We start from the raw sequence: 26038 nt of genomic DNA, 5'->3' as shown, positions 1-26038 counted from the left end.
ATGTCCCCTTCGGTGCGAGTGGAGCTTCGGTGCGGGTCACGGCAGCGCGGTGCGCTGTCGCTTCCGCTCGAGTAGCTCGACGAGCAGTTCGTCGCGCTGGGCGACCATCGATTCCTGATCGATCCCGGCGAGCTCGTCGTCGACGCCGCGGACCAGCCGCGCGGCCAGCTCCGGCGTCAGCCGCGGCGCACCCAGATCATCCATCCACGCCTGTGCGGGCGGTCCGAGATGCTCCAGGACGTGGGCCATCCCGCCGGGCCCGCCGGCCAGGTGCTGATTGACCAGGGGGCCGAGCATCGCCCAGCGCAGGCCCGGTCCGTGCGCGATGGCCGCGTCGATATCGGCGACGTCGGCCACGCCGCGCTCGACCAGGGAATACGCCTCGCGCCACAGCGCCGCCTGCAATCGGTTGGCGAGGTGGCCGGGGACCTCCTTGTGCACCAGGATCGGTCGCTTGCCGACGGCCGCGTAGCAGGCCATGGCAGCCTCGACGATCGCTGGTTCGGTCCGTCGTCCCGGTACGACCTCCACGAGCGGGATGAGATACGCGGGATGGAACGGATGCCCGACCAGGACGCGTTCGGGGTGATCGCGGCACATGTCCTGCAGTCGGCTGGGCATCAGGCCCGAGGAACTGCTGGCGATCGGAACGTCCGCGGGCGCCGCCCGGTCGAGTTCGGCAAGCAGGCGCTGTTTCAGGTCGGTGCGCTCCGGACCGCTCTCCTGCACGAACTGGGCATCGGCGACTGCTGCCGCCGCACTCCCGGTGAACCGCAAGCGGTCCAGTGCCGCGCCCGGGCCGAGTCCGAGCCGGGTGAGTACCGGCCAGGCGTTTTCCACCGCCACCCGCAGTCGTCGCTCCGCCCCCGGGGCCGGATCGAACGCCGTCACGTCGAGTCCGCGAGCCAGGAAAAGCGCTGCCCATCCCGCACCGATCACCCCGGTGCCGATGACCGCCACCCGGTCGACACCGCTGTTCATCGTGAGCCCTCCGCCCGGCGGCGAGCGTAGTCGACATAGGCGTCGAGGGAGCTCGGGTCCAGTAGTGCGTCAGGTGCCGCGACGGCCCGAATATCCGCGCCCCGCAGGATCTTCTTGACGGGAACCTCGAGCTTCTTGCCCGTGCGGTTATAAGGAACACTCGGCATGGCAACGACCTCGTCGGGGATGTGGCGTGGTGACAAGCCGGTGCGCAGCCGGGTGACGAGTGCGCGCCGGAGCGGCTCGTCGAGTTGCCGACCCTCTCGAAGGACGACGAACAGGATCAGCTCACCCATCCCGCCCTGCGGATCTTCGAGGTGGATGACCACACTGTCGGCGACTTCGGCGACGGACTCCAGGGCGGTGTAGAACTCGGCGGTCCCCAGTCGCACGCCCCCGCGATTGAGAGTGGCATCCGATCGTCCGGTGATCGCGCAGGTTCCGGCGGGGGAGAAGCGGCACCAGTCGCCGAACCGGAAAGCGTGCGGGTAGTCGTCGAAATAGGCGGCCCGCAACCGGCTTCCGTCCGCGTCGCCCCAGAATCGCACCGGCATGGACGGCATCGGCGCGCGGATCACCAGCTCACCGAGTTCGCCGACCACCGCGCCGCCGCTCTCGTCGAACGCACACACATCCACGCCGAGGCTCGCACCGGACATCTCGCCCACCCAGACCGGTTGGAGCGGGGATCCCTGCACCAACCCGGTGCAGACGTCGGTGCCGCCGCTGCCGACATTGAGCAGGACCCGGTTGCCGAACTGGCGCGCCACCCAATGGAAGCCTTCGGCCGGGAACGGGCTGCCCGCGACGCCCAGCTGGCGCAGCCTCGACAGGTCGAATTCAGCAGCGGGATCGATGCTTTCTCGGCGGCAGGCCATCAGATAGCCCGGACTCGCGCCCATCAGCGTCGCGCCGGTCCGTTCCGCCAGTCGCCACTGTTCGCGCAGGTCGGGGTACAGCGGATTCCCGTCGATCATGACCAGGGACGAGCGGACCAGCAGCGCCGAGACCAGACAGTTCCACATCATCCACGCGGTGGTGGTGAACCACAGCAGCCGATCGCCCGGGCCCAGATCCCAGTGGAACGCGTGATTCTTCAAGTGCTCCAACAAGATGCCGCCATGGCCGTGCACGATGGCCTTGGGTTTTCCGGTGGTACCCGAGGAGAACAACACACACAGCGGATGGTCGAACTCCACCGGTTCGAAATCGAGCTGTTCTTCGGTGTCGACGGACAGATCCGACCAGGCGACGGTGTCGGCGAGGTCGACAGGGCCGTAGGGAACATGCACCACGTGCTCGAGAGAGGGGATGCCGCTGCGGATTTCGGCGACCTCGGCGCGCCGGTCGATCGCTTTGGCCCCGTAGCTGTAGCCGCCCACCGCGAACAGAACCTTCGGCTCCACCTGGCCGAAGCGATCGATCACACTGGACGCGCCGAATTCCGGTGCACAGCACGCCCATACGGCACCGATGCTGGCGGTCGCCAGATACGCGACCAGCGTCTCGGGGCAGTTGGGCAGGTAGGCCACGACCCGGTCGCCCCGCCGCACGCCGAGCCGACGCAGCCCCGCGCGGACCCGGCGGACCTGTTCGGCGAGCTGAGCGAAGGTGAGCTGCACCGGTTCTCGTGTTTGGGAGTAGCCGATCACCGCGATGCGATCAGCGTCCTCGGGCTCGCCGAAGCAGTGCTCGGCGTAGTTGAGGGTCGCGCCGGTGAACCAGCGGGATCCGGGCATTGTGGCCTGTTCCAGCACGGCCCGATATGGGCTGTGGGCCTTGATGCCGAAGTACTGCCAGACGGATTCCCAGAACTCCGGCAGCTCCCGTACCGACCAGGATCGAAGATCGCTCCAGGACGTGAGCTCGAGCCCGCGCTCGGCCTCGAGCCAGCGCATGAAATCCCGGACCCGGGCCCGCTCGGAGCCCGTCGGATCGGGCAGGTAGAGGAGTTCGGGCTGCGCAGCGGGCATGGTGAGTTCGGTGGTCATTCAGTGCCCCTGAGTCGCAGTCACTTTGCCGGCCCGGCCGGCGAGGAAGGCATTCATCCGGTCTTTGGCCTCGGAGCTGCTCTGCGTTACCGCCGCCATGAGCGATTCCAGCAGCAGGCCCGTTTCCGTTGTGGCTTCGGCGATAAGCGGAAGGGCTTGCAGAATCGCGTAATTCGTGACCGGCGAGTTCTCGGCGATCCTGGCGGCCAGGTCGAGCGCCAGAGTGTGCCCTTGGTGTTCGCGGGTGCGATAGTGCACGAGCCCGACACGTTCGGCCTCCTCGGCGGTAAGGACCCGTCCGGTCAGCATCATGTCGGTCATCCGGTGCGCGCCGATCAGCCTGGGCACCCGTACCGACGCTCCGCCGCCGACGAACAGGCCGCGCCGTCCCTCCGGCAGGGCGAAATACGCCGAGTCCTCGGCGACGCGCAGGTGCGCCGCCGCCGCGAGTTCGAGACCCCCACCGATCACCGCGCCCTTGAGTACGGCGATCACCGGGAGCTCGCAGGATTCGATCGAAGCGAAGGCGGCGTGCCACATCCGAGAGTGGCGCAGCCCGGCGACCGCATCGCGTTCGCTCAATTCGGACAGGTCGAGTCCCGCCGAGAAGTGATCTCCGTCGGCGGCCAGAACAACGACTTTCGCGGGTGGCGGCGGGTCGGCGAAGAACCGCCCCAGCGCGAGGATCGTCGCATCGTCGAGGGCATTGCGCTTTTCGACCCGCCGCAGTGTCACAACGGCGATGTCGCCGTCGATCTCGAGTCGCAGCGTGTCTGGAAGCCCGGTCTCGGCGCTGCTCACATCGCACTCCTTAATTGACAGGAATCCTGATGGTCAGGATTCTGGGCTACTATCAGGTTTCCTGTCAATAGGAAGATTGGATGGCGGCAATGACCAGTACTTCCCCGAAGTCGATGCCGTCGCTGCTCTATTCGGTGAAGCGGCTGGAACTTGCGATTCGGTCGCACCTGGACGAGATGCTGCGCGGATCCGGGATAACGACACTGCAGTACACGGCGCTCACGGTGCTGGCGCACCGGGACGGGATCTCCGCCGCGCAACTCGCGCGCGACTCCTTCGTGACACCACAGTCGATGGCGGACATGGTGCGCGCCCTCGAAAAGCGCGACCTGATTCACCGCACCCCGAACCCCGAAAGCAAAAGGGAACTGCTGGTTTACATTACGGAGTCCGGGCGGCGGCTGCTGCGCGACTACGCGGCGGCCGCGGAGACCATCGAGCAGCGGATGACAGCCGCGCTGACGGCCGGGCAGACCGAGGCATTCCGGACCACGCTCGGCATAGCCTGGTCGGCGCTGCGGCAGCAGTGACCCTGAGGGCTCGCGCGGTGCGCCTCTGTGCATCTCGAGGTCGAAACAGGGCTGGGTGAACCGGCCTCCGACCTCGCTGTCGGCGGACCACCTCCGCGGCAACGAGCCAACACCACACATCGGATCTACCAGCGCGAACTCAACCGAGTGCCGTGCCGGTCGGCTCGGCGGCGGATATCGGGTGGCGTCGACTGGCCGCGGCCTGCGGGGTGCCGTTGTCCGCCAGGGGTGACGACGATAGACCGTCTATTTACCCAATTCAATATATTGACTTAGGTGGTTTGCCCATGCTGTGATGGCGCTCACGTTCAAACCCCCCAAAGGCGAGGTGTTTCATGACCCCCAGCGCAGCGGCGCTATCGCTGGAGATTCGCGATGTCGGTGTGTCATTCGACGGAGTCCGGGCGCTCGACGGAGTCACCCTCTCGGCGGAGTCCGGACGGGTCACCGCCGTCATCGGGCCCAACGGTGCCGGTAAGACGACGCTGCTCAATTGCATCAGCGGGCTCTACCGGCACAGCGGAGACATCAGGCTGGGCGGAGTGTCGCTCAGCAAGCTTCCGCCCCATCGGAGGGCGCGCTTCGGGCTCGCCCGGACCTTCCAAACGCCGGCCCTGGTGGACGAGCTCCCGGCCGTGGACAACGTGATGCTCGGTGCGGCGGCCCTGACGCGGCCGGAGCGTGAACACCGGCTGCGGGAGCGGGCGATCGAACTGCTGGACCGGCTCGGGATAGACGCCGTGCGGGATCGTCCGGCGGGTTCGCTGTCGCACGGTGACCGGCGCCGGGTGGAGATCGCACGCGCGCTGCTGCCCGGTCCCGCGCTGCTGCTTCTGGACGAGCCTGCCGCCGGGCTGGACCACGACGAGGCCATGGGGCTGCTCACGGCCGTCCTGGAGATCTGCCGGACGTGCGTGCTGGTCGAGCACGACGTGGAGTTGGTGATGAAGCTGGCCGCGCACGTCGTGGTACTGAACACCGGGCAGGTGCTGGTCGAGGGACCGCCCGCGCTGGTCGCCCGGGACCAGCAGGTGATCGACGCCTACCTGGGACAGGAGATCCCCGGATGAGCGGCACGCTGCTGGTAGCGAATCTGCGGGCCTGGTACGGCAAGGTCGAGGTGCTGCACGGTGTCGATTTGGCGGCCGCCGCCGGTGAGATCGTCGCGCTCGTGGGACCCAACGGCGCGGGCAAGACCACTTTGCTGCGCAGCATCTCACGAACCGTCCGCACCACCGGCGGCATCGCCGTGAACGGCACTGACGTCGGTCGCTTGAACGCCCCCGCGGTGGCGCGTCTGGGCGTCGGTCATGTGCCACAGGGCCGCGGCACCTTTCCAGAGCTGTCGGTCGGGGAGAATCTGCGGCTCGGCTCGCTGGCGCGGGGCCGCCGGTTCCGTTCCGAGCGCACCGCCGATCTCGACCGGCTCCTGGCGACCTTCCCGATCCTGCGGGAGTTCTTGGACCGTCCCGCCGGGGCGCTGTCCGGCGGGCAGCAGCAGATGCTGGCGCTGGCCCGGGCCCTGCTGGGCCGGCCGATGTTGCTGCTGGTGGACGAGCCGTCGATCGGCCTGGCACCGTCCACGACCCTCGATCTGTTCCGCATGTTCGACGACCTGCGCGCGGACTGGGGCCTGACGATCCTGCTCGCCGAGCAGAACGCCCGGCTGTCACTGCAGGTGGCCGACCAGGCGGTCGTGCTGTCGACCGGCCAGGTGATGTTTCAAGGCACGGCAGCGGAGGTGGCGGCATCGCCGCACCTGCGCGCGGCCTATCTGGGAAAGGAGGCCCTGACGTGACGGAACTGCTCCAGCAGATCGTCAACGGGCTGAGCACAGGCTGTGTGTACGCGGCGCTCGCGCTGGCGATTTCGGTGATCTATCAAGGGGCGGGCATCCTCAACTTCGCCCAGGGCGAGATGGCTGCCGTCGCGGCGTACGCGGCCTGGTGGCTCGATGCGCTCGGCTGGCCGATGTGGCTATCCCTGCCGGTGGTCTTCGCGGGGGCGGCGGTGCTGGGAGCGGTGATCGAGCGCCTGCTGATCCGCCCTGTGGAGGGCGCGTCGGTGCTGGCGTTGGTCACCGTGTCGACGGCGCTGCTGCTCGGCATCAACGGGCTGGTGACCGTCCTGTGGGGCACCGACCCGCACAGCCTGGCCAGCCCGTTCGGCGCGGAGGCGCTGAACGTCGGCCCGGTGACGGTCACCTCGCAGCAGCTCGGTGGGGCTGCGGCCGTGCTGGTGGTGATGGCCGCGGTCGGGCTGTTCTTCCGCTTCTCCGACGTCGGGCTGCGGATGAAGGCGGTGGCACAGAAGCCGGACTCGGCCGTCCTGCTCGGAATCCGGCCGGGCCGGATGCGCGCCGCGGGATGGGCACTCGCCGCGGCCGTCGGCGCCGTCGCCGGACTCGTGGCGGCACCGGCGACCGGGGTCAACCCGGACATGATGCAGGCGCCGCTGCTGATGGCGTTCGCGGCGGCCGCGCTCGGCGGGTTCGGCAGCCGGATCGGCGCCGTGGTCGGCGGGATCGTCCTGGGCGTGCTCACCGCGCTCGCCTCCCGATATGTCCCGGGGCTGAATGGTGATCTGGCGCTGGCGGTTCCGTTCGGCGTGATCTTCCTGATCCTGCTGTTGCAGCCGCACGGGCTGTTCTCCCGGGGATCGGTGGTGCGCGCATGAGGGCCTTGGCGACCCTTCCGCCGGCGAGGACATCGGCCTGGGCGGTCGTTGCCGTCGTGGCCGTCGTCGCCCCGTATGTCGTGGACGACTACCAGGTGTTCCAGCTCGCTCGTCTGACCACCACGGCGATGGCCGTCGCCAGCCTGGTGCTGCTGACCGGGTGGAGTGGACAGGTCAGCGCCGGGCACGGCGCGTTCTTCGGGGTGGGCGCGTACGGCGCCGCGATTCTGATCGTCAAGGAGGGACTTCCCTGGCCGCTGGCGGTGGTGCTGGCCACGCTGGTCAGCTTCCTGGCCGGGCTGCTGACGGGGCTGCCCGCGCTCCGCATCCGGGGTATCAGCCTCGCGCTCATCACCCTGGTCCTTGCCGTGCTGTTACCTCCGCTGATCGTCCGCTTCGAGGATCTGACCGGTGGCTCGACCGGCATGCCGCTCCCGACGGTACGCACGCCGGCGAATGTCCAGCTGTCGAGTGCGCAGTTCTTCTACCTGGTCACACTCGCCGTCCTCGCGGCTGTTCTGATACTGCTGGCCGCCGTGTGCCGAGGGCGCACGGGTCGTGCGCTGGCGGCGCTGCGCGACCAGCCGATCATGGCGGCCACGGCGGGCGTGCCGACGGCCAGGTTGTCGCTGCTGGTCTTCGGCGCCAGCGGCGCCATCGCCGGGCTCGGTGGAGCGCTGAACGCGCTGGCGATCCAGTCGGTGGTACCGGATTCCTATACCTTCACCGTGTCGCTGGCACTTCTGACCGGCGCGGTCGTCGGCGGCATCCGGTCGTGGGCCGGGGCACTGATCGGCGCTGTGTTCGTCGTCTACATCCCCCAGCTCGTCAGCGACTCCGTCGGCGACAGCCTGTCCAGCAACTGGACCCAGGTCGTGTACGCCGTACTGCTGCTCATCGTCCTCTACTCGGCCCCCCAGGGCCTCGCCGGTCTGGGCACCCGCCTGGCCGCCTTCCGGATTCCTGGTGCACGCCTCATCCCTACTCCCAGGACAGAATCATGATCATCACACGACGAAACGCCCTCGCCGGTCTACTGGCCGCCGGCCTCGCCGCCACCTTCACCAGCGCCTGCGGGCGCGCCGACGAGACCTCCAAGGCGTCCTCCGACGGTTCCTCCAGCAATCCGATCGTCGTCGCGAGCAGCTTCCCCATGTCGGGTCCGTTCGCCCCGATCGCCGCCATCAGCAAGGGCGCGGCGGCCTACTTCGACAAGGTCAATGCCGAGGGCGGCGTCAACGGCCGTAAGGTCAAGTACGTGGCGTACGACGACGGCTACGACCCCGGCCGCGCCGCCGCCAACGTCCGCCGCGGCGTCGATCAGGACACGGCCCAGGCGTTCCTGACCTTCGGGGTACCCGGCGAGGTGGTCCGTCCATACCTCAACCAGCGCAAGGTATTCAATGTCGCCTGGTCCGGTTCCACGCAGTTCTCGCAGGTCGACAAGTTCCCCTATTCGCACGCCTGGTGGCCTGACCTCACCGCGGAGACCGCGGTCGTCGCGCAGTACGTCGGCAAGGAGTCGCCGAAGTCCAAAGTCGGTGTGCTCACGCTCAACAACGACCTGGCCGACGCCGCCGAAGCCGGGTTCACGGCGGGCGGCGTCACCCCGGAGGTCTTCCTGAAGGTGCCGCCCAGTCAGCAGGACAACACCGCCCAGGTGGCCCAGCTGAAGTCGGCGGGGGTTGATGTGCTGTACCTGGCGTTGGGCGCGCCGCAGATGGTGCCGACACTGAAATATATGGCCCAGATCGGATACCGGCCGAAGACCTTCGTCTACTCGATCACGGTCAACCACACCAGTCTGCTCGACCCGCTGACCCCGAAGATCTCCGAGGGCCTGCACGCGGCGCTGTGGCTGGCCGACCCGGCCGACCCGGGCTGGGTGAGTGACCCCGGCATCCAGTCGTACAAGAAGGACATAGCCGCCCACGGCGCCGGTGCCGACGCCGACGACATGCTGGTGCTCAACGGCTTCGCGGGTGCCGCTGCTCTGGTCGCCGCCATGAAGAACGCCCAGACCCAAGACGCCGACGGCTACAATGCGGCCTGGAACGCGATGAAGGGCGTGCCGGCGCCCGGTCTGATCGGCGCCACTCTGAACTCCGGTCCCGGCGGGCGGCTGGTCTACCGCTATCAGGTGACGGAGTTCGACGGGGCGCGCTGGCAGAACCGCGGTCCCGTGCAGGACGTCGTCGCGTCGGGACTGATCAAGTGAGCGGCCGGGCGCGGATGACTACGCCGGCACGGCCGGAACCGAGCCGACAGGAGTCATCACACCGTGACCGATCCGCAAGCCCGGCCGAACCCGGGCAACGTCGTTCTGGACAGCCGGTCGAAGGCCGAACGAGTAGCGGACGCTCTGGCGACACGTATCCAGGAGGACAAGCTCGAGCCCGGCGCCTTCCTGGGCACCAAGTCCCAGCTGCGCGACCAGTTCGGAGTGAGCCCGGCCACCGTCGACAGCGCGCTGCGCCTGCTGGTCGACCGTGGCGCGGTGGAGGTGCGGCCGGGTGTGAAGGGCGGCCTTCGGGTCGCTGGGCAGCCGGGCGCGGTCAGTTTGGGGCGGGCCCGCTGGCAGCTGCGCGCGTCGGGCGCGGACGGCAAGCGGGCGGGCCAGGCGCTGGGTGTGTACTTCGGCCTGCTGCCGCAGATCGTGGCCGCGGCGGTGCACGGGCAGACCGCGCAGGATCGCAAGGTGCTGCGCGCGGTGTGCCGACGGCTGCGGAAGGTCGGCGGCGACCAGCAGAAGTACCTCGCCGCGCACGAGGCCGCGCACGAGGCGCTGCTGGAGGCCACGAATGACGACGTCCTCGTGTCGGTCGTCCGCAACGTGCAGGCCATCGCCGACCAGGCCACCGAAGGGCAACCCGCGCCGAGCGTGCAACTACCCGCAGACGAGGACCCCGCCGCCTATTTCGCCGACCGCGCCGAGGTCCACATCCGCATCATCGAGGCGGTACTCCGCCGGGACGTCGAAGACGCCTGGCACGGCCTGCTGCACCACGCCGTCACCCAGGCCGACGTGCCGGCCGATGCCGCGATCCTCCCCGCGGGCTACCTGGACCTCCAGACGTACTGGCACAGGATGGTCGGAGAACACTGACGACACAGTGACGTTCGATCCGGTCGATGCCACATTCCACGGCGTGGCGTTGCCGGTGGATCGCCGGATCGACCGTGGGAGGCCGGTCAGCCACGCAGGCCCTGGTTATGCGATTGCGCATCTGGTCGGCTTTCTTCGGGATCGCGCACTGGATGCCCCATTGCCGCAGGTAGGCCCGATTCCCGCGAGAACCGCAGGCCTTGTCCGCCCGGACACGGTCCGACCGGGTCCGGCCGCGCCCGCACCGCGCGACCCGGATCCCGTCCAGCACCACGTGAAACTGCGGCGAATCACTCCTCGGCGCCGCGGTGACCACCAGTGCCAAGGGCTCTCGGCCCGGCTCGCCGGCCAGGTACAGCGTGCGCCTGCGGCGTGCTGGTTGCCGCGGGCCGGCCACGGTCGAGTCGACACTGACAGCCCAGGTGCTCAGCCCCTCGCCTGAGCACTCGAACGACAGCTGATCGACGCACATCCGGTCTGGTAGCGAACGGATATCCCGTCGCGCGATCCGCCGACCCGACACGGCCCGTGGAAGACGGGGTACGGGCGTGTTCCGCCGTTGGCCGCGCGGCGGCACATGACAGCGCATTCTTTGCCGGGTTGCCCGGCCAGACCGACGTCGCCGCCGGCCATGTCACGACGTCCGGCACGACGGTCACCTCAGACCGAGATCAACTTCTGAAACAGACTCCAGGAGGGTTCCCATGGATAAGCCCGTCGAGGTCGCCGACGGCGTGTACGCCTATCCGCAGGACGACGGCAGCTGGTGGGTCAATACCACCGGCTTTGTGGTGGGGCGCCGCGACATCGTCGCCATCGACTCCTGCTCCACTCTCAGGCGCACGGAACGGTTCCGGGATGCCATCGCCGCAGTCGCCGATCTGCCGGTGACACGACTGGTGAACACCCACCATCATGGCGACCATACCTACGGCAACGCGCTGTTCGCCGCCGTGGTCATCGGCCACGAGAACTGCCGCACGGAAGCGCTCGCCGACCGGGCACGCGAGCACGCCGGCGCCTTCTGGTCGCCCGCACCCGACTGGGGTGATCTCCCGCTCGACCCACCGTCGGTGACGTTCTCCCACCGACTCACCTTGTACGTGGACGACCTGCGGATGGAACTGATCCACCCCGGAAGGCCCGCGCACACCAAGGGGGACATCGTGTGCTGGCTGCCCGAACAGCGCGTGCTGTTCACCGGTGATCTGGTCTTCAACGGTGGCACGCCACTGATGATGCAGGGCTCGGTCACCGGATCGCTCGAGGCTCTGGGGTTCCTGCGCGACTTTCACGCCGAGACCCTTGTGCCCGGCCACGGCATCCCCACCAGCCCGGACATCCTCGATCTGCACGAGCGCTATTACCGCTTCGTTCTGCGGTCGGCCGAGCAGGCCCGCGCCTGTGGGCTGACTCCGCTGGAGGCGGCGCGGGAACTCGACCTCGGCGAATTCACCGATCTCCTCGACCCGGAACGCATCGTGCTCAACCTGCACCGCGCCTACGCCGACCTGGCCGGCGAGGGTGAGGTCGACCCGCGTCAGGCGTTCGCGGACGCAATCGCCTACAACGGCGGCCGCCCGCTCCGCTGCGTCGCATGAAACTCACGACAGGACTGATATGCGCTTTGTGACATACGACAACGGCCTGGGCGAGCACCGGACGGGCTTGCTCGACGGCGACCACCTCTACGGGCTGGCCCCCGGCATCGACCTGCTCAGCCTGCTCGGCGACGACGGCGAGCGACTCGACGCTGCGGGCCGGTCAGCCCGCAGCGACCCGTACGAGGTGATCGTCCTGGACGAGGTCAGCCTGCTGCCCCCGCTACTCCGGCCACCGAGCATCCGGGACTTCATCGCCTACGAACAGCATGTCGAAGGCACTGCGAAACTCGTCGGCAAGACCGGCGTCAACCCGGTCTGGTACGAACAGCCCCTGTTCTACTTCTCCAATCCGCATTCGGTGGTGGGCTCCGGCCGAGCGGTCCCGATTCCCCCAGGGTGTGCTGAGTTCGACTTCGAGCTCGAGGCCGCCGCTGTCATCGGCCGCGCCGGCACCGACCTGACCCCCGACGAGGCCGAACGCCACATCGCCGGATACATGGTCATGAACGACTGGTCCGCGCGCGACTTGCAGTTCCATGAGATGCGGTTCGGCCTCGGCCCCGCCAAGGGCAAGGACAGCGCCATCACCCTCGGCCCGGCCCTGGTGACCCCGGATGAGCTGGCACCCTTCCGCTCCGGCACCGCGTTCGACCTCGGGATGCGCGTCGCGGTCAACGGGGTGCCCTTCGGCGAGGACCGCATGACCAACATGGCCTGGAGCTTCGGCGAACTGATCTCCTATGCCTCCCGCGGCACCTGGGTGCGCCCCGGCGACATCATCGGCAGCGGAACCAGCGGCAACGGCTGCCTGGCCGAGAAATGGGGACGCGAGGGCAGGCACTGGCCGATTCTCGAACCCGGAGACGAAGTGACCATGACGATCGACGAGATCGGCACGATCCGCAACACCGTCGCCGCCCCCACCGGCGCCCCGCACCTCCTTCCCCGCCGAATCCCGACCACGCCCCGGGCCCGGTAGCCAGACCGCCGCGCCCTGCCCGCTGCCTCGCGTCACCGTCAGCGACGAGGCGAATGTGGCCGACGGAAAGGCGCGCCCGCGCGCCGAGCTCACATAAGAAATTCGAGAGAAAGCAAGAACGATGAGGAAAATCATCGCGGTGGCCTCAGGCCTGGTCGCCGCAGTAGCGGTCGCTTCCGGCTCGGCCGGGGCGCAGCCCGGCAGCGACGACGCCGTCGACTTCACCGCCTACGCCACCGACACCCAGTCGATCATCACGACCGACGCCGGTTCCATGGTCGTCGAGGACGGTGTGTTCAAGATCAAGGCCGTCAACGGCACCGTGCTCACCGGGATGCCGCTGAAGTTCCGGGTCGATGACTTCGAGTTCCCGATCGTGGCCGACATCGCCGACCACACCGCCACCCTGACCCCCCAGTTCGACACGGCGCACGCGGCCTACAAGCCGGTCGCCCTGCCGTTCGAGGACAAGGCGCCGTGGAAGAACGACTACGACCGTGAGCAGGCCGCCTGGAACCGCATGACCAGCACCATCACCATGGGCGCCACCCTCGGCACCCTGATCGGTGGTATCGGCGGCGGCGCCGTCGGTTGCGTGCTCGGCGGCATCGCCGGCGCGTCCGTCGCCTCGGCGGCCATCGTCGGCCTGTTCGGCGGCTTCATTCCGGCCGCGGCCATCGGCTGCCTCGGCGGCATTGTCGCGGTTGGTGCCCTGGGCACCCTCGCGGGCCAGATCCTGGTCACCGCCCCGGTGGCGATCGGCGCCGCCATCCAGTACTTCTCCACTATCAACCAGCCTTCCATCCAGGCGAAGTAGATAGCGAAGAAGACCCAACGGCGTTCGTTGGGGGACACCGACCCCGCCCGGCTCCTCACCCGGGCGGGGTCTTCGCCGAAGCATCCACGGGACTGCGAATACGACGGCCCGGTCCGACATTCGGTGTCAGCGGGCGGCTGTCGCGGGACTGTGGAGGTCGATCGGACAATTCACGTGGACAGCGGCCGCCCAGTGGTAGCCCGAGCCACCAAGCTGGGTTGCACCATCACCGACGACACCGGCAGCCGATGCACCAAGGCGAGCATCATCTCGGCGGCGCGCATACCCATCTCCCGGATCGGGCATCGAACGGTCGACAGCGGCACAGTCAACTCGCGGCTGATCGGAATGTCGTTGTAGCCGAGAACCGATACGTCACGTCCCGGGGTGAGCCCACGTTCGCGCAGCACACCCAGCACTCCCATCGCGCAGTCGTCGTTCATCGCGAAAATCGCGGTGGGGGAGTCCGGACGGTCCAGTAGCCGCTGCGCGCCGCGGCGGCCGGCCGCGACATCGAATCCTTCTTCGCAAATCAGTTCCGAAGGCAACACCACACCGCCGGCGGCCAGCGCGGCTCGGAATCCGTCGAGCCGATCGGCGGCGGTACTGGCATACCGGGGACCGCAGACCAGCCCGATCCGTCGATGTCCCAGCGTGACAAGGTGCTCCCCGGCGATCCGGCCACCGGCCGCATCGTCGATCGTGACCGACACCGCGTCCGGGCTGCGACGACTCACCAGCACGACATTCGCTCCCTGTTCACGCATGCGGGCGATGTTGTCGTTGTCGAGGCGGGCATCGCCGACGATCAGTCCGTCCACCGAGCGGCCGAGCAGCAGCGATACCAGACGCCGTTGTTCCTCGGGGTCGTCATGGGTGTTGGAGACGAACGTGGCGTAACCGGCCCGGTTCGCGGTCTCCTCGAGAGCGTCGTACACCGTCGCCAGCACGGTGTCGGTCAGGCGCGGCACGAGCACGCCGAACGCCATCGACCGTCGCGTGGTCAGGCTGGCCGCGTTCGGGTTCGGCACATAGCCCATCGTCCGTGCCAGGTCGGCGAGTTCCACATCGCGTGGGTTGGCCGCCGCACCATCCTGCGCTACCCGGCGCAGCGCGCGCGACACCGTGGACGTATGCACTCCGGCCGCCTTGGCGACTGTTTTCAGTGTCACTGCCGGGCGGGATGCGGCAGGCGCCGGAACTCTCTCACGCATATCCACCCCTAGCTCGTTATGGATGCCGGCCGTCGTGTGGATCGGCTGGTACGGCGCCGTCGCGCGCCGCCATGCCGCCCATGGTAGCGTGCAATGCAACCGATTGCGCAAAGGTGCAAGATGGCTGGAAGCGAGGAGCCGATGACCGGACTCGGCGGACTGAACCCACCGGAGAACTCGCTGACCCTCGCACTGGTCCAGCAGCAGATCCCGCTCGTCGGCTCGCGAGCGGACATCGATGCGGTAGTGGACGAAGTGTGCGGCACGATACGCCAGATCGGCACGGCGTTCCCAACGGCGCAGCTGATCGTGTTTCCCGAATACGGTCTGCACGGTCTGCGCAAAAACGCCTGGGCACGTGACGAGCTGATGCTCGATCTGGACGGTCCCGAGGTGGATCGCCTGCGGGCCGCCTGCGCGAGTGCCGGGCGCTGGGGCTGTTTCAGCATCATGGAGCGCAATCCGCTGGGCGCGCCGTTCAATTCGGGCATCATCGTCGATGACACCGGCGCCATCGTGCTCTACCAGCGGAAACTGCACCCGTGGGTCCCGAAGGAGCCGTGGGAGCCGGGCGACCGCGGTGTGGCAGTGTGCGACGGCCCCGGCGGCGCCACACTCGCGTTGCTGATCTGCCACGACGGCATGTTTCCAGAAGTCGCCCGGGAGGCGGCCTATCTGGGAGCGAACGTGCTGCTGCGCACGGCGGGCTACAAGTTCCCGGTGCGGCAGTCGTGGCGGATCACCAACCAGGCCAATGCCTTCCAGAATCTCGCCTTCACCGCCTCGGTGGCGCTGGCCGGCGAGGACGGCAACTCGATCGGGTCGATGGGGGAGGCGATGGTGTGCGACTTCGAAGGCACCGTGCTCGCCGAAGGAGATGCCACCCCCGGGCGGGTGCTCACCATATCGATCGAGCCCGCCCGCGCGGATGCGGCGCGGCGCGACTGGGGTGTGGAAAACAATATCTATCAGCTCGGCCACCGCGGATTCACAGCGGTGCGCGGTGGGCGCGGCGACTGTCCGTACACATTCATGCGGGATCTGGTCGCGGGACGCTATCGGCTTCCGTGGGAGGACCAGGTGCGGGTGGTCGACGGCACCGCCGAAGGCTACGGGCCGCCGCGCGAACCGGAGGCCACCATCGACAGCGCTCGCGCGGGTTTGCGTGCGCCGGTCAGGTAACGACCGGGTCGAGCCCGACCGGTTGGCCGAGGCGACGGGTCGACAGAACCACTATCGACTGCTTACACTGTCGCAATCGGTTGCGCAAGCTGTTGCAATCTTGCGATCCCCGACGAAAGGTGCTGGTTAAGTGGATGTTTCAGCAGCGACGCGAGCCGACGATGGTCGTGCCTACGCGATCGCCGATCTCGACGACGCCCAGGTGTACAAACTGCTGTCGTCCGCCGTGCAACCTCGTCCGATCGCGTGGGTCGCCACCGTGGATCGAGACGGCGTGCGCAACTTGGCTCCCTTCAGTTTCTTCAACGTCGCCTCACGAAAGCCCCCGACACTGATGCTGTCCATCGGCGAACGCATCGGATTCCCGGGGCAGCCCAAGGACACGCTGGTGAACATCAGGCAGACCGGCGAATTCGTTGTGAACATCCCCTCGGTGGACAATGCCGAGGCTGTGACCGCGAGCTTCGCCACCGTTGCGCCCGAGGTCGACGAGTTCGATCTCGCCGGAGTGACCGCGGTCGCGTCGCGGATCGTGGCACCGCCGTCGGTCGGCGAATCCCTGATCTCGCTCGAGTGCCGGATGGCGCAACTCATCGAAATAGGAACCGACACCTTGGTGCTGGGCACGGTGGTCGCGGCGACCACTCGATTCGGCGCTCTCGACGAACACCTGCGCGCCGATCTGTCCGGCGGGCGCTGGCTGAGCAGACTGGCCGGCCCGTACTATGCGACCACCACCCGCGGCGTGCATCAGTCCGCAGCCGTCGAGCAGGAACGCCGGTGAGCAGAAACCAGCGTGACGGCGTTTCCCGGCCCGCGACGAACGACGAGGTCGGCGTCGCGGTGGTGCAGACTCCGGCGCAGCCGGTCGACCAGCACGCCGCGCTCGCCGCGCTCGAGCGGACAGTGGCCCGATTGGCCGATGACGGCGTGGACCTGATCGTGGTACCCGAATTCGCCATCACCGGCTACGATTTGCGCCTGGACTACGCCGAACTGGCTCAGTCCATGGCCGAACCGACCATCGACCGGCTGTGCGCCCTCGCGCAACGGCATGTCGTCACGCTGGTCACCGCACTTCCCCGCATCGACTCCGATGGCCAGTTGCGCGACGCCTCGCTCGTGGCGACGGCCGATGGGCGGGCGCACGTGGGTGCGAAACGCTATCTATGGGGGGACGAACGCGATATCTTCGTCCCGGCTCCGCGCAGCGGCCTGCTGGTGTCCACCGCGGCGGCCACCGTCGGCGTCGTCATCTGCTACGAAGCCGGATTCCCCGAAACCGCAAGGGAATTGGCCCGGGCAGGGGCCGATGTCATCGCGGTGCCCGCCGCCTTCGGCCGCGCCAGGCTGCATGTCTGGCAGCTCCTCACCCGGGCCCGGGCGGTGGAGAACGGCTGTATCGTCGCCGCCGCCGGATTGTGCGGAGCCAACACCGCGGGCGTCCCGTTCGCCGGGCACAGCACGATCGTCGATCCGTATGGCATGCGCATCGCGGAACTGCGCGATGCGCCGGGTGTGGCCGTGGCGCGCGTCCCGCATACCGCGATCGCCCGCGCACGGACAGAACTGCCGTACCTGGCCGATCTCGGGCGACTCGAGCAGGACCTGCACTCGAGCGGGCGCCGGGCCCCTTAAGAAGCCCGGCGCGGACGCCCGTTCGTGTTCCGTTCAGGTTATGTCCCCGTGAAAATCCAGCCGAACGCTCGACAGTCGGACAAGTCTCCGGCTACCGTTAGCGCAACCGATTGCACAACCAGCGTTACGCCCCCATTCTGCAGCGCCGCGGGTCACCTTCCCGCCCGTTCTCGCACCACGGAGGAATCACATGTTCGATCTGAGGTCGGCCGACCTGCTGGCCGCTTTCACCCGCCAATTGCAGCTGTGCAAACTCCGGCCCGGCGAGCACGTGGTGGTGCTGGCGGAACCCAGCAGCCGCGGCGATTATGTGGCTGCGGCTTTCGGCGCTGCCAAAGCACTCGGCGCACACACGCTTGCCGTCACCGCCGCGGGCGGTAGCCCGGCGCCGATGCCGAGCACCCACACCGGCGCCGGACCCGGTCTGCAATCGGTGCTTGTCGACGAGGTTGCCCAGAACGTGCTCAAATCCGCGGATCTGGTGGTCGATCTGACCAGCGAGGGCTTCATCCACGCGCCGGTACAACAGGAGATCCTGGCTTCGGGCACCCGGATCATCTTCGTCTGCGACGCCCCCGAAGTACTGATCCGCAATATGCCCGCCGAGGACGACAAGGATCGCGTGCTGGCCGCCGTCGACGTTCTGCGCAAAGGCACGACGATGCACGTGACCTCGAATGCCGGCACCGATCTCACCGTGGATCTGTCCGGCGCCCGCCCGGAGTTCCAGGTCGGCTTCGCGGATGACAAAGGCCGCTGGGATCACTGGCCATCGACGATGGTGCTGTGCTGGCCGCAGCTGTCCGAGGGGCGGATCGTGCTCGACGAGGGCGATATCCTCCTGCCGTTCAAGGAATACGTGCGTGAGCGCACCACGCTGCACGTCAGCGGCGGGCAGATCACCGACGTCAGCGGTGGCGCCGACGCCCGCCTGTTGGAGACGTTCTTCGACGATTCGCAGGATAAGTGGGCACGCTATCTGTCGCACATGGGCTGGGGTCTGATGAAGACCGCCGATTGGTTCGCCACGGCGATGTACGCCAAGGACGAGATCATGGGGATGGACGCGCGGGCGTTCGCGGGGAACTTCCTGTGGTCCACCGGACCGCACCCGGTGCTCGGCCGCGATTCCTACGCGCATCTCGATATCGCTCAACGCGGCAACACCATCACCGTCGACGGTGTCGCCGTGGTGGACAGCGGTCGCTTGATCGAGCAATAGCTCCGGCGACAGGAGGACACAGCATCATGGCACCGAGCCAATCTTTCGAAGTTCTGATCGTCGGCGGCGGCCTCGGCGGGCTGACCGCGGCGCTGGCGCTGCGCCGCCGTGGCTTGCGGGTCACCGTGCTGGAGGCCGCGACGGCACTCGGCGAGGTGGGCGCGGGTATCCAGACCGCACCCAACGCCAGCCGAATCCTTCTCGGCATGGGACTGCGCGCCCGACTCGAGGCGATCCGCACCGAACCGCTCGACCAGGTGCGCCGCCGCTGGGCCGATGGCTCGATCATCGGGCTGACGGCGCTGGGAGAACACTGCAAGCGAACCTATCGCGCGCCCTATTGGCACTATCACCGGGCTGATCTGCACGCAGTGCTGGTTGATGCGTGCTCGGACCCGCGCCAACCGGGACCGATCGTCGATATCCGCACCGACAGTCAGGTCGTCGAGCTCGATCGCACCGACCCGACCCGGCCGCTCGTCGTCACTGCGTCCGGAATCCGTCATGAGGCCGATGTGGTGATCGGTGCCGACGGCGTGCGCTCGACGGTCCGCCAACTGGCCGGATTCAGCGACAACCTGGTGTTCTCCGGAGACATGGCCTATCGCGCACTGATCCCGGGCGAACGCATCGCCAAAGATCCGGCGACGCGTTTTCTGTTCGACCGCTTCCAGTCCACCATCTGGTACGGCCCCGAGCGCCATCTTGTGCATTACCTGATCCGGGGGGGCGAATACCTGAATGTCGTCGCGCTGGTGCCTTGCTCGGATACCGTCCGCGAGAACGGGCCAACCGTGGCTACCGCCCGACAGTTGGCGGCGGAATACCTCGACTGGGACGACCGGGTGGCAGCGATGCTGTCCAAGGCCAATGACGACGTTTTGCTGCAGGCACTGTATTACCGCACCCGCGATCCGATCTGGGTCGATGGTCGGCTCGCGCTGCTCGGCGACGCCTGCCATGCGATGTTGCCGTATCAGGCGCAGGGCGCCTCGCAGGCAATGGAGGATGCTGCCGTGCTCGCCGAGGAACTCGGCCGGGTCACCCGCCCCCAGATCGGGGAGGCGCTGGTCCGCTATGCCGCCCGCCGCTCGAAACATGCCGGCATGGTGCAGGACGCCTCCCTGGCCAATATGGCCTTGTATCACCTGCCGGACGGGCCTGAACAACGTGAACGCGATCGCAAGCTGAAGGATTTCTCCGGCGAATCCATTGTTTCCTACGACTGGTTGTGGAACGGCACCCCGCTCGACGACCCGGATAACGAAAGTTTCGACTACCAGTTCGCGAAATAGGCGAATATCAAACTTTGCGTCACCGCTCGACGAGCTGTGGTGGCCGCTTTCGTATTTTTTTCAGATTCGGAGTCTCGCCATGAAAACCGGCGAACAAATCGTTCAATCCCTCCCATGGAAATGGTCCGTGCAGGGACGTATCTTCATCATCGGCGGCCTCGGCTATATGTTCGATGCCTGGGATGTCGTCCTCAACGGTTATCTCACGCCGCTGGTCGGCACGTTCTGGCATCTGAGCGTCAGCGACCGGGGGCTGGTCGCGACCGCCAATCTGCTCGGCATGGCGGTCGGCGCGATCGTGTGGGGCACGATCGCGGACAAGGTGGGGCGCAAGAAGGCGTTCAGCATCACCATGCTGATCTTCGCGGTGTTCTCGGTTCTGGCAGCGCTGTCGAACTCGTTCGGAATGTTCGTGGTGTTGCGGGTATTGGCTGGATTCGGACTCGGCGGTTGCATACCGGTCGACTACGCGATCGTCAGTGAGTTCTCGCCGGCGCGGTTGCGCGGGCGGGTACTGGCGGCGATGGATGTGTGGTGGCCGATCGGCGGCACGATCTGCGGCCTGGTCGCGACGGCGTTGGTGCCCGTGCACGAAGGGGAGCGCTGGCGCTGGCTGTTGGTTTTCATGGTGCTGCCTGCGCTGCTGCTGTTCTGGGTCCGCCGCGGTGTCCCGGAATCACCGCTGTATCTGGCTCGCGCCGGACGTGAGGCGCAGGCCCGTGCGGTCATCGACGACCTGGTCGCCCGTACCGGTGCCGGCGCACAAAGCTATGTGATCACTACCGAGAAGTCGGTCGAACGGCTTTCTGCCACAGCGTTCTTCACGCAGCTGCGCGCGATATGGCGGTACAGCCCGTCGGTCACGGCCACGGCGTGGGCGCTCTTCGTGACCATCCTGCTGCTGTATTACGCCGCACTTACCTGGATGCCGTCGATTCTGCGCAAGCAGGGCTACGGCGACTATGCGGCGTTCGCGGGCACCACATTGATGACCGGCGTCGGCATCGTGGGTGTATTGCTCTCGGCGTGGCTGTGTGAGACCTATGGACGCAAATGGGTGATCGGCCTGTCCGGACCGGCCGCGGGCGTGGCGCTGGTGCTGTTCGCGCTCATGCTCGACACACGGGTTGCCGCGCTCGCCTGGTTGGCGGTGTTCGGCTTTCTCATCCAGATCGCCATTCCCGTGCTGTACGCCTACGGCTCGGAGCTGTATCCGACTTCGCTGCGGGCCAGCGGTTTCGGCTGGGCATCGGCGGTCAGCCGGTTCACCACCAGCCTGGGTCCGTGGATCTTCGGCACCGTGTTGTGGCCGGCAGTGGGACTGCCCGCTACCTTCGCGATCGTCGGGGTGGCGGTCTGTGCCGCGGTGCTGTGGATGAGCGTCGGTGCGCCGGAGACCAAGGGGCGCGACCTGGACGAGCAGGCGCCGGTGCACGAGGGGTTCATACCGAAACCGATTCAGAAATAGGAGGCTTCCTTGAAGCCCGCGTCATTCAACTACCATCGAGCACACTCGGTTGCCGAGGCCGTGGGGTTGCTCGCCGAACTCGGCGACGAGGCCAAGCTGATCGCGGGCGGGCAGTCGCTGGTCGCGATGATGAACTTCCGCCTGGCCCGGCCGGCGCACCTGATCGATATCGACCGCCTCGCCGCGCTGCGGTATGCCGAACGTGACCATGGGCTGCGCATCGGCGCGCTCACCACGCACCATCAGGTCGAAACGCGCTACCGGACAATGCTGTCCGGCGGCTTCGAGGTGATCGGCGCGGCAATGCCGTGGATCGGTCATCTGCCGATCCGCACCCGCGGCACCGTCGGCGGCAGCATCGCGCACGCCGACGCCACCGCCGAATGGTGTCTACTGGCAGCCCTGCTCGATGCCGAGATCGTGGCCGAGTCGGTGCGTGGGCAACGGACCATCGCCGCCTCCGAATTCTTCTTCGGCTACTACAGCACCGCTCTGGAGCCGGACGAGATGATCGTGGAAGTGCGGTTCCCGCGCCCGGCACCGCACGCGGCGATCACCGAATTCGCCCAGCGACATGGGGATTTCGCCACGCTCGGGGTGGCGGTCGCGATCGACCTGGATCAGGATTCGGTAGTGGGTGCGCGCATTGCGCTCGGCGGTGTGGCCCCGGCTCCGGTGCGGGTGGATGCGGCCGAGAAGGTACTGGCCTGCGGCTCCGCACTGACATCGGAGCTGTCGGAGCGCTGCGCGCAAGCCGCGATCGACAGCCTCGAATTCGATGACGACGCTCCCGGCGGACCGGACTATCTGCGTGGATTGATCCGCACACTGCTTCCGCGAGCGCTCGCCGCCGCTGTGCAGGCGCCCGCGCTGCCGGCGGGAGCGCAGTGAGACGATCGGCGTGCACGAGGAGCGAAGCAATGGAACGACGGATCACACAGGAGGCTCCATGAGCGCGGTTTCGGCGCCCGAACAACAGATGTTGCGCGGCGGATCCTGGGTAGGGACCTCGGTGCCGCGCCGGGAAGACCCACGCCTGCTCAGCGGGCGTGGTCGCTTCCTCGACGACATCGCCATGCCCGCGATGTTGCACGCGCAGTTCGTGCGGTCCACCGCGGCCGCGGCGCATGTGGTGTCGATGACGTTGGACGGTGCCCGGGACAGTGCCGGTGTCCGAGCGGTATTCGATGCCGGCGACCTCGGAACAACGGGGATCACGGCACTGCTGGACCGGCCGCCGAGCGAGTTCGTTCCGACTGAAATGCCCATTCTCGCCGACGAGGTGGTGCGCTTCGTGGGGGAGCCGCTGGCGATCGTGATCGCCGACGATGCTTATCTGGCCGAAGACGCGCTGGAGCGGGTGCGGATCGAATATCGCACGAGCACCGCGATCACCACCATCGACCAGGCACTGAGCGAAGGCGCACCGCTGGTGCATCCGGCGGCCACACACAACACTCTCGTGGATGTCCGGCTATTCGATACCGATGGGGTGGATGCGGCCTTCACGTCCGCCGCGGCCGTCGTTCGCGTGCGAACCAAGACCGGACGGCAGAACGCGCTGCCGCTGGAAACCCGGGGTGTGCTCGCCTATTGGGACGACCGCGACGAACAGCTCGTCATCTACACCTGTACGCAGGTGCCGCATCTGGTGCGCACGGTCGCCGCGCAGTGCCTCGGATTGGATGAGCGCCGCGTACGGGTGATCGTCCCGGACATGGGTGGCGGCTTCGGCATCAAATGCGTGGTCGGGCGGGAAGAGATCGCGGTGGCCGCGGCGGCGCTGCGACTGCGTCGACCGGTCAAGTGGGTAGAGGATCGCCGCGAGGCGCTCACCGCGTCGTTCCTCGCCCGGGAACAGAGCTACGACGTCCGCGCGGCCTTCGACGCCGACGGACGCATCCTGGCGATCGACGCCGACATCGTCTGCGATATGGGGGCCTACTCGTGCTACCCGTTCACGGCCGGCATCGAACCGCTGATGGCGTCCGCGGAAATGCCCGGGGTGTACCGGGTTCCGGAGTACCGGGTGCGCGGGCGCTCCATTACCTCCAATAAGGCACCCACCGCGCCGTATCGCGGGGTCAGCCGACCCCAGTACGTGATGGTCGTCGAGCGCCTGATGGAGAGGGCGGCGCGGGAACTCGGACTGGACGCGGTGGAGGTGCGGCGCCGCAACTTGATCACCTCCTTCCCGTACCGGGGCGTCAACAACATCACCTACGACCCCGGCTCCTATCTCGAATCACTGAACCTGTGCGAGCGGACGCTGCGCGAGGAGGGGTGGTTCGACCTGCGTGAGCAGGCCCGCGCACAGGGCCGCTGGCTCGGAATCGGCTTCTCCTGCTTCAGCGAACGCACCGGATACGGATCCGCCGCCTTCGCCGCCCGCAAGATGGCGGTGGTGCCCGGGTTCGATATCTCCGAGATCCGCATGGACCCCAGCGGCACGGTCGTGGTCACCACCGGCACCCTCAGCCACGGCCAGAGCCACGAGACGACAATGGCGCAGATCGTCGCCGACCGGCTCGGACTCGACCTCGACCAGGTCAAGATCGTGCAGGGCGACACCGACCGGATCGCGTACGGCTACGGCAGCTTCGCCAGTCGATCGATCACCATCGGTGGCAGCGCGGTATCACTGGCGGCGGTCGAACTCGGTGACAAACTGTGCGACATCGGCGCGCACCTGCTCGAGACCGATCGCGACAACGTCCAACTGGGCGCGGGCCGGGTCGAGCGACGTGACGATCCGAGTAAGGCGGTCACCTACCGCAGGATCGGCGAAATTGCCTACCTGCAAGCGCATCTGCTGCCCAAGGGCGTCGAGCCCGGCCTGTCGGCCACCGCCAGCTTCGACACCGACGGCGACGGCACATTCGCCAACGCCACCCACGGAGCCGTCGTAGAACTCGAGCCAGGCACCGGCCAGGTGAAGATCCTGCGCTACTTCTGCGTCGAGGACTGTGGCGTGGCGATCAATCCGCAAGTCGTCGAAGGCCAATGTCGAGGCGGCATCGCCCAGGGTATCGCCGGCGCGCTGTTCGAGGAGGTCACCTACGACCCGACCGGGCAACCATTGGTCGCCAGCTTCATCGATTACCGAGTGCCGACCGCGTGCGAGATACCCGACATCGGCATCGCCCACCTGGAGACCCCGTGTCTGTTCACCGAGACCGGAGCCAAGGGAGTGGGCGAGGGCGGCACGATCGGCGCCCCGGCCGCGATCCTCAACGCCGTCAACGACGCGCTACGGCCCACCGGTGTGGAGCTCGACGACACGCCGATCCATCCGCACACGGTAGCGGCTGCGCTGGCGCAGAAAGGTACGAAGCTATGAGCGACCGGATCCTCATCGAATTGAACGTCAACAACACCGATTACGAACTCGTGGTCGAACCCCGCCGCACCCTTGTCGACGCGCTGCGCCATGACTTGCGGCTGACGGGAACCCACGTCGGCTGCGAGCACGGGGTGTGCGGAGCCTGCACGGTGCTGGTCGACGACGAGCCGGTGCGCGCCTGTCTGATGTTCGCCGCGCAGGCGGAGGGCAAGCGAATCCGCACTGTCGAATCACTCGCTCAGCCGGACGGTAGCCTCGGCGACCTGCAGCAGGCCTTCGCGGAGAACCATGGGCTGCAATGTGGCTTCTGCACACCGGGATTCCTGATGTTGGGCGAGGCGTTACTGGCCGCCGAACCCGACCCCGATCGGGAACGCATCCGGGAAACCGTCGCCGCGAACTACTGCCGGTGTACCGGATACCAGACCATCGTCGACAGCATCGCCGCCTGCGCCACCGCGCGCGGGAAAGCGTGCGGAAAGGCTCAATCATGAAGTTGGAGAACAGTGTTCGAATTGCCGCCGCGCCGGAGGAGGTGTTCGCGCTCATCAACGACGTGGAACAGGTGGTGACCTGCGTTCCCGGCGCGGCGCTGACCGGACGCGACGGAGACGTGTACCGGGGTGGCATCACGGTGAAGGTCGGGCCGATTCGCGCCGCGTACAGTGGCACCGTCGAATTCCAGACCGTCGACGTCGACAGCCGGCGGCTGACCATGTCGGGGCGGGCCGCCGACACCAACGGCGGTGGCGACGCACAGGCCAACATCATGCTCGCGGTGGATCCCGCGCCCGACGGCTCGCTGCTGCGAGTAGACACCGATCTGGTGCTCAGCGGGAAGATCGTCGCATTCGGCAAGGGCGCCATCGTCGCGGTGTCGAACAAGATCATGGCGCAGTTCGCGGCCAACCTGGCGGCGCTGCTGAGCGAGCCGTCGGACGGCGGGGCGGTCGCCGTCACGGCCGCGGTGGGTGCCCCCGGGTTCGTCGGTAACGGTGCCCCGTCGGTGGCGAAGATCGCAACGAGTGCTGCGGCGGAAAACGCTTCTTCCGGCGCGAGTTTGGATGTGCTCAGTCTGGTGCCGCCGACAGTGGTCCGTCGTGCGGGCTACGCCGCCGTCTTTGCGCTGGGCATGGTCGAGGGCTGGCTGGTCAGCCGTGCTTTTCGGCGGGAGTGAAGTACCGGCGTCGC

At 67.6% G+C, this 26038-nt stretch carries 25 protein-coding genes; 20 read left to right on the top strand and 5 right to left on the bottom strand.

Translation table 11 applies throughout. The features are described 5' to 3' along the window. Positions 1-36: 36 nt before the first annotated feature. The 3 genes from ACT89H_RS06830 to ACT89H_RS06820 are packed head-to-tail and all read right to left on the bottom strand — an operon-like array spanning position 37 to position 3773. The gene (locus tag ACT89H_RS06830) at positions 37-981 is read right to left on the bottom strand and encodes a 3-hydroxyacyl-CoA dehydrogenase NAD-binding domain-containing protein (protein WP_445107656.1); all 945 of its coding nucleotides are present in this window, start codon (positions 979-981) and stop codon (positions 37-39) included. Next, positions 978-2972, bottom strand: a complete 1995-nt coding sequence (locus ACT89H_RS06825; RefSeq protein WP_445107655.1) for an acetoacetate--CoA ligase — start codon at positions 2970-2972, stop codon at positions 978-980. Before ACT89H_RS06825 ends, ACT89H_RS06830 begins: the two co-directional genes overlap by 4 nt. Beyond that, positions 2973-3773 carry a crotonase/enoyl-CoA hydratase family protein gene (locus ACT89H_RS06820; protein ID WP_445107654.1) on the bottom strand — a complete coding sequence of 267 codons (801 nt, stop codon included), beginning with the start codon at positions 3771-3773 and terminating at the stop codon, positions 2973-2975. Between the two features lie 113 nt (positions 3774-3886). Between ACT89H_RS06820 and ACT89H_RS06815 the strand changes: the two genes are divergently transcribed. From ACT89H_RS06815 to ACT89H_RS06785, 7 genes are all read left to right on the top strand, one after another. Then, the gene (locus ACT89H_RS06815) at positions 3887-4303 is read left to right on the top strand and encodes a MarR family winged helix-turn-helix transcriptional regulator (RefSeq protein ID WP_445107653.1); all 417 of its coding nucleotides are present in this window, start codon (positions 3887-3889) and stop codon (positions 4301-4303) included. Between the two features lie 335 nt (positions 4304-4638). Continuing rightward, positions 4639-5373, top strand: a complete 735-nt coding sequence (locus ACT89H_RS06810) for an ABC transporter ATP-binding protein (protein WP_445107652.1) — start codon at positions 4639-4641, stop codon at positions 5371-5373. Beyond that, positions 5370-6101 carry an ABC transporter ATP-binding protein gene (locus ACT89H_RS06805; RefSeq protein ID WP_445107651.1) on the top strand — a complete coding sequence of 244 codons (732 nt, stop codon included), beginning with the start codon at positions 5370-5372 and terminating at the stop codon, positions 6099-6101. Before ACT89H_RS06810 ends, ACT89H_RS06805 begins: the two co-directional genes overlap by 4 nt. Then, entirely contained in the window at positions 6098-6979 is an 882-nt protein-coding gene (locus ACT89H_RS06800; protein ID WP_445107650.1) for a branched-chain amino acid ABC transporter permease, read from the top strand. Before ACT89H_RS06805 ends, ACT89H_RS06800 begins: the two co-directional genes overlap by 4 nt. After that, positions 6976-7983: a branched-chain amino acid ABC transporter permease gene (locus tag ACT89H_RS06795; RefSeq protein ID WP_445107649.1), complete on the top strand. Its 1008-nt coding sequence runs from the start codon at positions 6976-6978 to the stop codon at positions 7981-7983. Before ACT89H_RS06800 ends, ACT89H_RS06795 begins: the two co-directional genes overlap by 4 nt. After that, positions 7980-9197 (top strand): ABC transporter substrate-binding protein, encoded by a 1218-nt coding sequence (locus ACT89H_RS06790; protein ID WP_445107648.1) that lies wholly within the window; start codon positions 7980-7982, stop codon positions 9195-9197. Before ACT89H_RS06795 ends, ACT89H_RS06790 begins: the two co-directional genes overlap by 4 nt. A 63-nt stretch (positions 9198-9260) precedes the next feature. Continuing rightward, positions 9261-10085 carry a FadR/GntR family transcriptional regulator gene (locus ACT89H_RS06785; RefSeq protein WP_445107647.1) on the top strand — a complete coding sequence of 275 codons (825 nt, stop codon included), beginning with the start codon at positions 9261-9263 and terminating at the stop codon, positions 10083-10085. On the opposite strand, the gene ACT89H_RS06780 is transcribed toward ACT89H_RS06785, so the two are convergent. Then, positions 9991-10557 (bottom strand): transposase, encoded by a 567-nt coding sequence (locus ACT89H_RS06780; RefSeq protein ID WP_445107646.1) that lies wholly within the window; start codon positions 10555-10557, stop codon positions 9991-9993. The two genes, ACT89H_RS06785 and ACT89H_RS06780, sit on opposite strands and share 95 nt — an antisense overlap. A gap of 232 nt (positions 10558-10789) precedes the next feature. Here ACT89H_RS06780 and ACT89H_RS06775 point away from each other — a divergent pair, with 232 nt between their 5' ends. The 3 genes from ACT89H_RS06775 to ACT89H_RS06765 all read left to right on the top strand — a co-directional run bounded on the left by ACT89H_RS06775 (position 10790) and on the right by ACT89H_RS06765 (position 13485). Beyond that, positions 10790-11686 (top strand): MBL fold metallo-hydrolase, encoded by an 897-nt coding sequence (locus ACT89H_RS06775; RefSeq protein ID WP_445107645.1) that lies wholly within the window; start codon positions 10790-10792, stop codon positions 11684-11686. A 19-nt stretch (positions 11687-11705) separates the two neighbouring features. After that, entirely contained in the window at positions 11706-12668 is a 963-nt protein-coding gene (locus ACT89H_RS06770) for a fumarylacetoacetate hydrolase family protein (RefSeq protein WP_445107644.1), read from the top strand. A gap of 121 nt (positions 12669-12789) precedes the next feature. Beyond that, positions 12790-13485 (top strand): DUF8020 domain-containing protein, encoded by a 696-nt coding sequence (locus ACT89H_RS06765; RefSeq protein ID WP_445107643.1) that lies wholly within the window; start codon positions 12790-12792, stop codon positions 13483-13485. A 170-nt stretch (positions 13486-13655) separates the two neighbouring features. On the opposite strand, the gene ACT89H_RS06760 is transcribed toward ACT89H_RS06765, so the two are convergent. Beyond that, the gene (locus tag ACT89H_RS06760) at positions 13656-14657 is read right to left on the bottom strand and encodes a LacI family DNA-binding transcriptional regulator (RefSeq protein WP_445107642.1); all 1002 of its coding nucleotides are present in this window, start codon (positions 14655-14657) and stop codon (positions 13656-13658) included. Positions 14658-14819: 162 nt separating this feature from the next. Between ACT89H_RS06760 and ACT89H_RS06755 the strand changes: the two genes are divergently transcribed. The 10 genes from ACT89H_RS06755 (at position 14820) to ACT89H_RS06710 (ending at position 26024) form a co-directional block, all read left to right on the top strand. Then, on the top strand, positions 14820-15881 hold the full coding sequence (locus ACT89H_RS06755; RefSeq protein ID WP_445107641.1) for a formamidase: 1062 nt from the start codon (positions 14820-14822) through the stop codon (positions 15879-15881). 130 nt (positions 15882-16011) lie between these two features. Then, positions 16012-16665 carry a flavin reductase family protein gene (locus tag ACT89H_RS06750; protein WP_445107640.1) on the top strand — a complete coding sequence of 218 codons (654 nt, stop codon included), beginning with the start codon at positions 16012-16014 and terminating at the stop codon, positions 16663-16665. Then, positions 16662-17519 carry a carbon-nitrogen hydrolase family protein gene (locus ACT89H_RS06745; RefSeq protein WP_445107639.1) on the top strand — a complete coding sequence of 286 codons (858 nt, stop codon included), beginning with the start codon at positions 16662-16664 and terminating at the stop codon, positions 17517-17519. Before ACT89H_RS06750 ends, ACT89H_RS06745 begins: the two co-directional genes overlap by 4 nt. 190 nt (positions 17520-17709) lie before the next feature. Further along, the gene (locus ACT89H_RS06740) at positions 17710-18741 is read left to right on the top strand and encodes a 2,5-dihydroxypyridine 5,6-dioxygenase NicX family protein (protein WP_445107638.1); all 1032 of its coding nucleotides are present in this window, start codon (positions 17710-17712) and stop codon (positions 18739-18741) included. Between the two features lie 26 nt (positions 18742-18767). Further along, complete coding sequence (locus ACT89H_RS06735; RefSeq protein WP_445107637.1) at positions 18768-20036, top strand: FAD-dependent monooxygenase; 1269 nt, start codon at positions 18768-18770, stop codon at positions 20034-20036. A 127-nt stretch (positions 20037-20163) separates the two neighbouring features. Continuing rightward, positions 20164-21504: an MFS transporter gene (locus ACT89H_RS06730; protein WP_445107636.1), complete on the top strand. Its 1341-nt coding sequence runs from the start codon at positions 20164-20166 to the stop codon at positions 21502-21504. A gap of 9 nt (positions 21505-21513) precedes the next feature. Further along, positions 21514-22395, top strand: a complete 882-nt coding sequence (locus ACT89H_RS06725; RefSeq protein WP_445107635.1) for an FAD binding domain-containing protein — start codon at positions 21514-21516, stop codon at positions 22393-22395. A 58-nt stretch (positions 22396-22453) separates the two neighbouring features. Continuing rightward, positions 22454-24844, top strand: a complete 2391-nt coding sequence (locus ACT89H_RS06720; RefSeq protein ID WP_445107634.1) for a xanthine dehydrogenase family protein molybdopterin-binding subunit — start codon at positions 22454-22456, stop codon at positions 24842-24844. After that, on the top strand, positions 24841-25341 hold the full coding sequence (locus tag ACT89H_RS06715; protein ID WP_445107633.1) for a (2Fe-2S)-binding protein: 501 nt from the start codon (positions 24841-24843) through the stop codon (positions 25339-25341). The genes ACT89H_RS06720 and ACT89H_RS06715 overlap by 4 nt, the downstream gene beginning before the upstream one ends. Further along, the gene (locus ACT89H_RS06710; RefSeq protein WP_445107632.1) at positions 25338-26024 is read left to right on the top strand and encodes an SRPBCC family protein; all 687 of its coding nucleotides are present in this window, start codon (positions 25338-25340) and stop codon (positions 26022-26024) included. The genes ACT89H_RS06715 and ACT89H_RS06710 overlap by 4 nt, the downstream gene beginning before the upstream one ends. The last annotated feature ends 14 nt before the right edge of the window (positions 26025-26038 follow it).

This window comes from Nocardia aegles (genome assembly GCF_052545135.1).
Note: the sequence above shows the minus strand (reverse complement) of the source record. Positions and strands in the feature narration are given on the sequence as shown.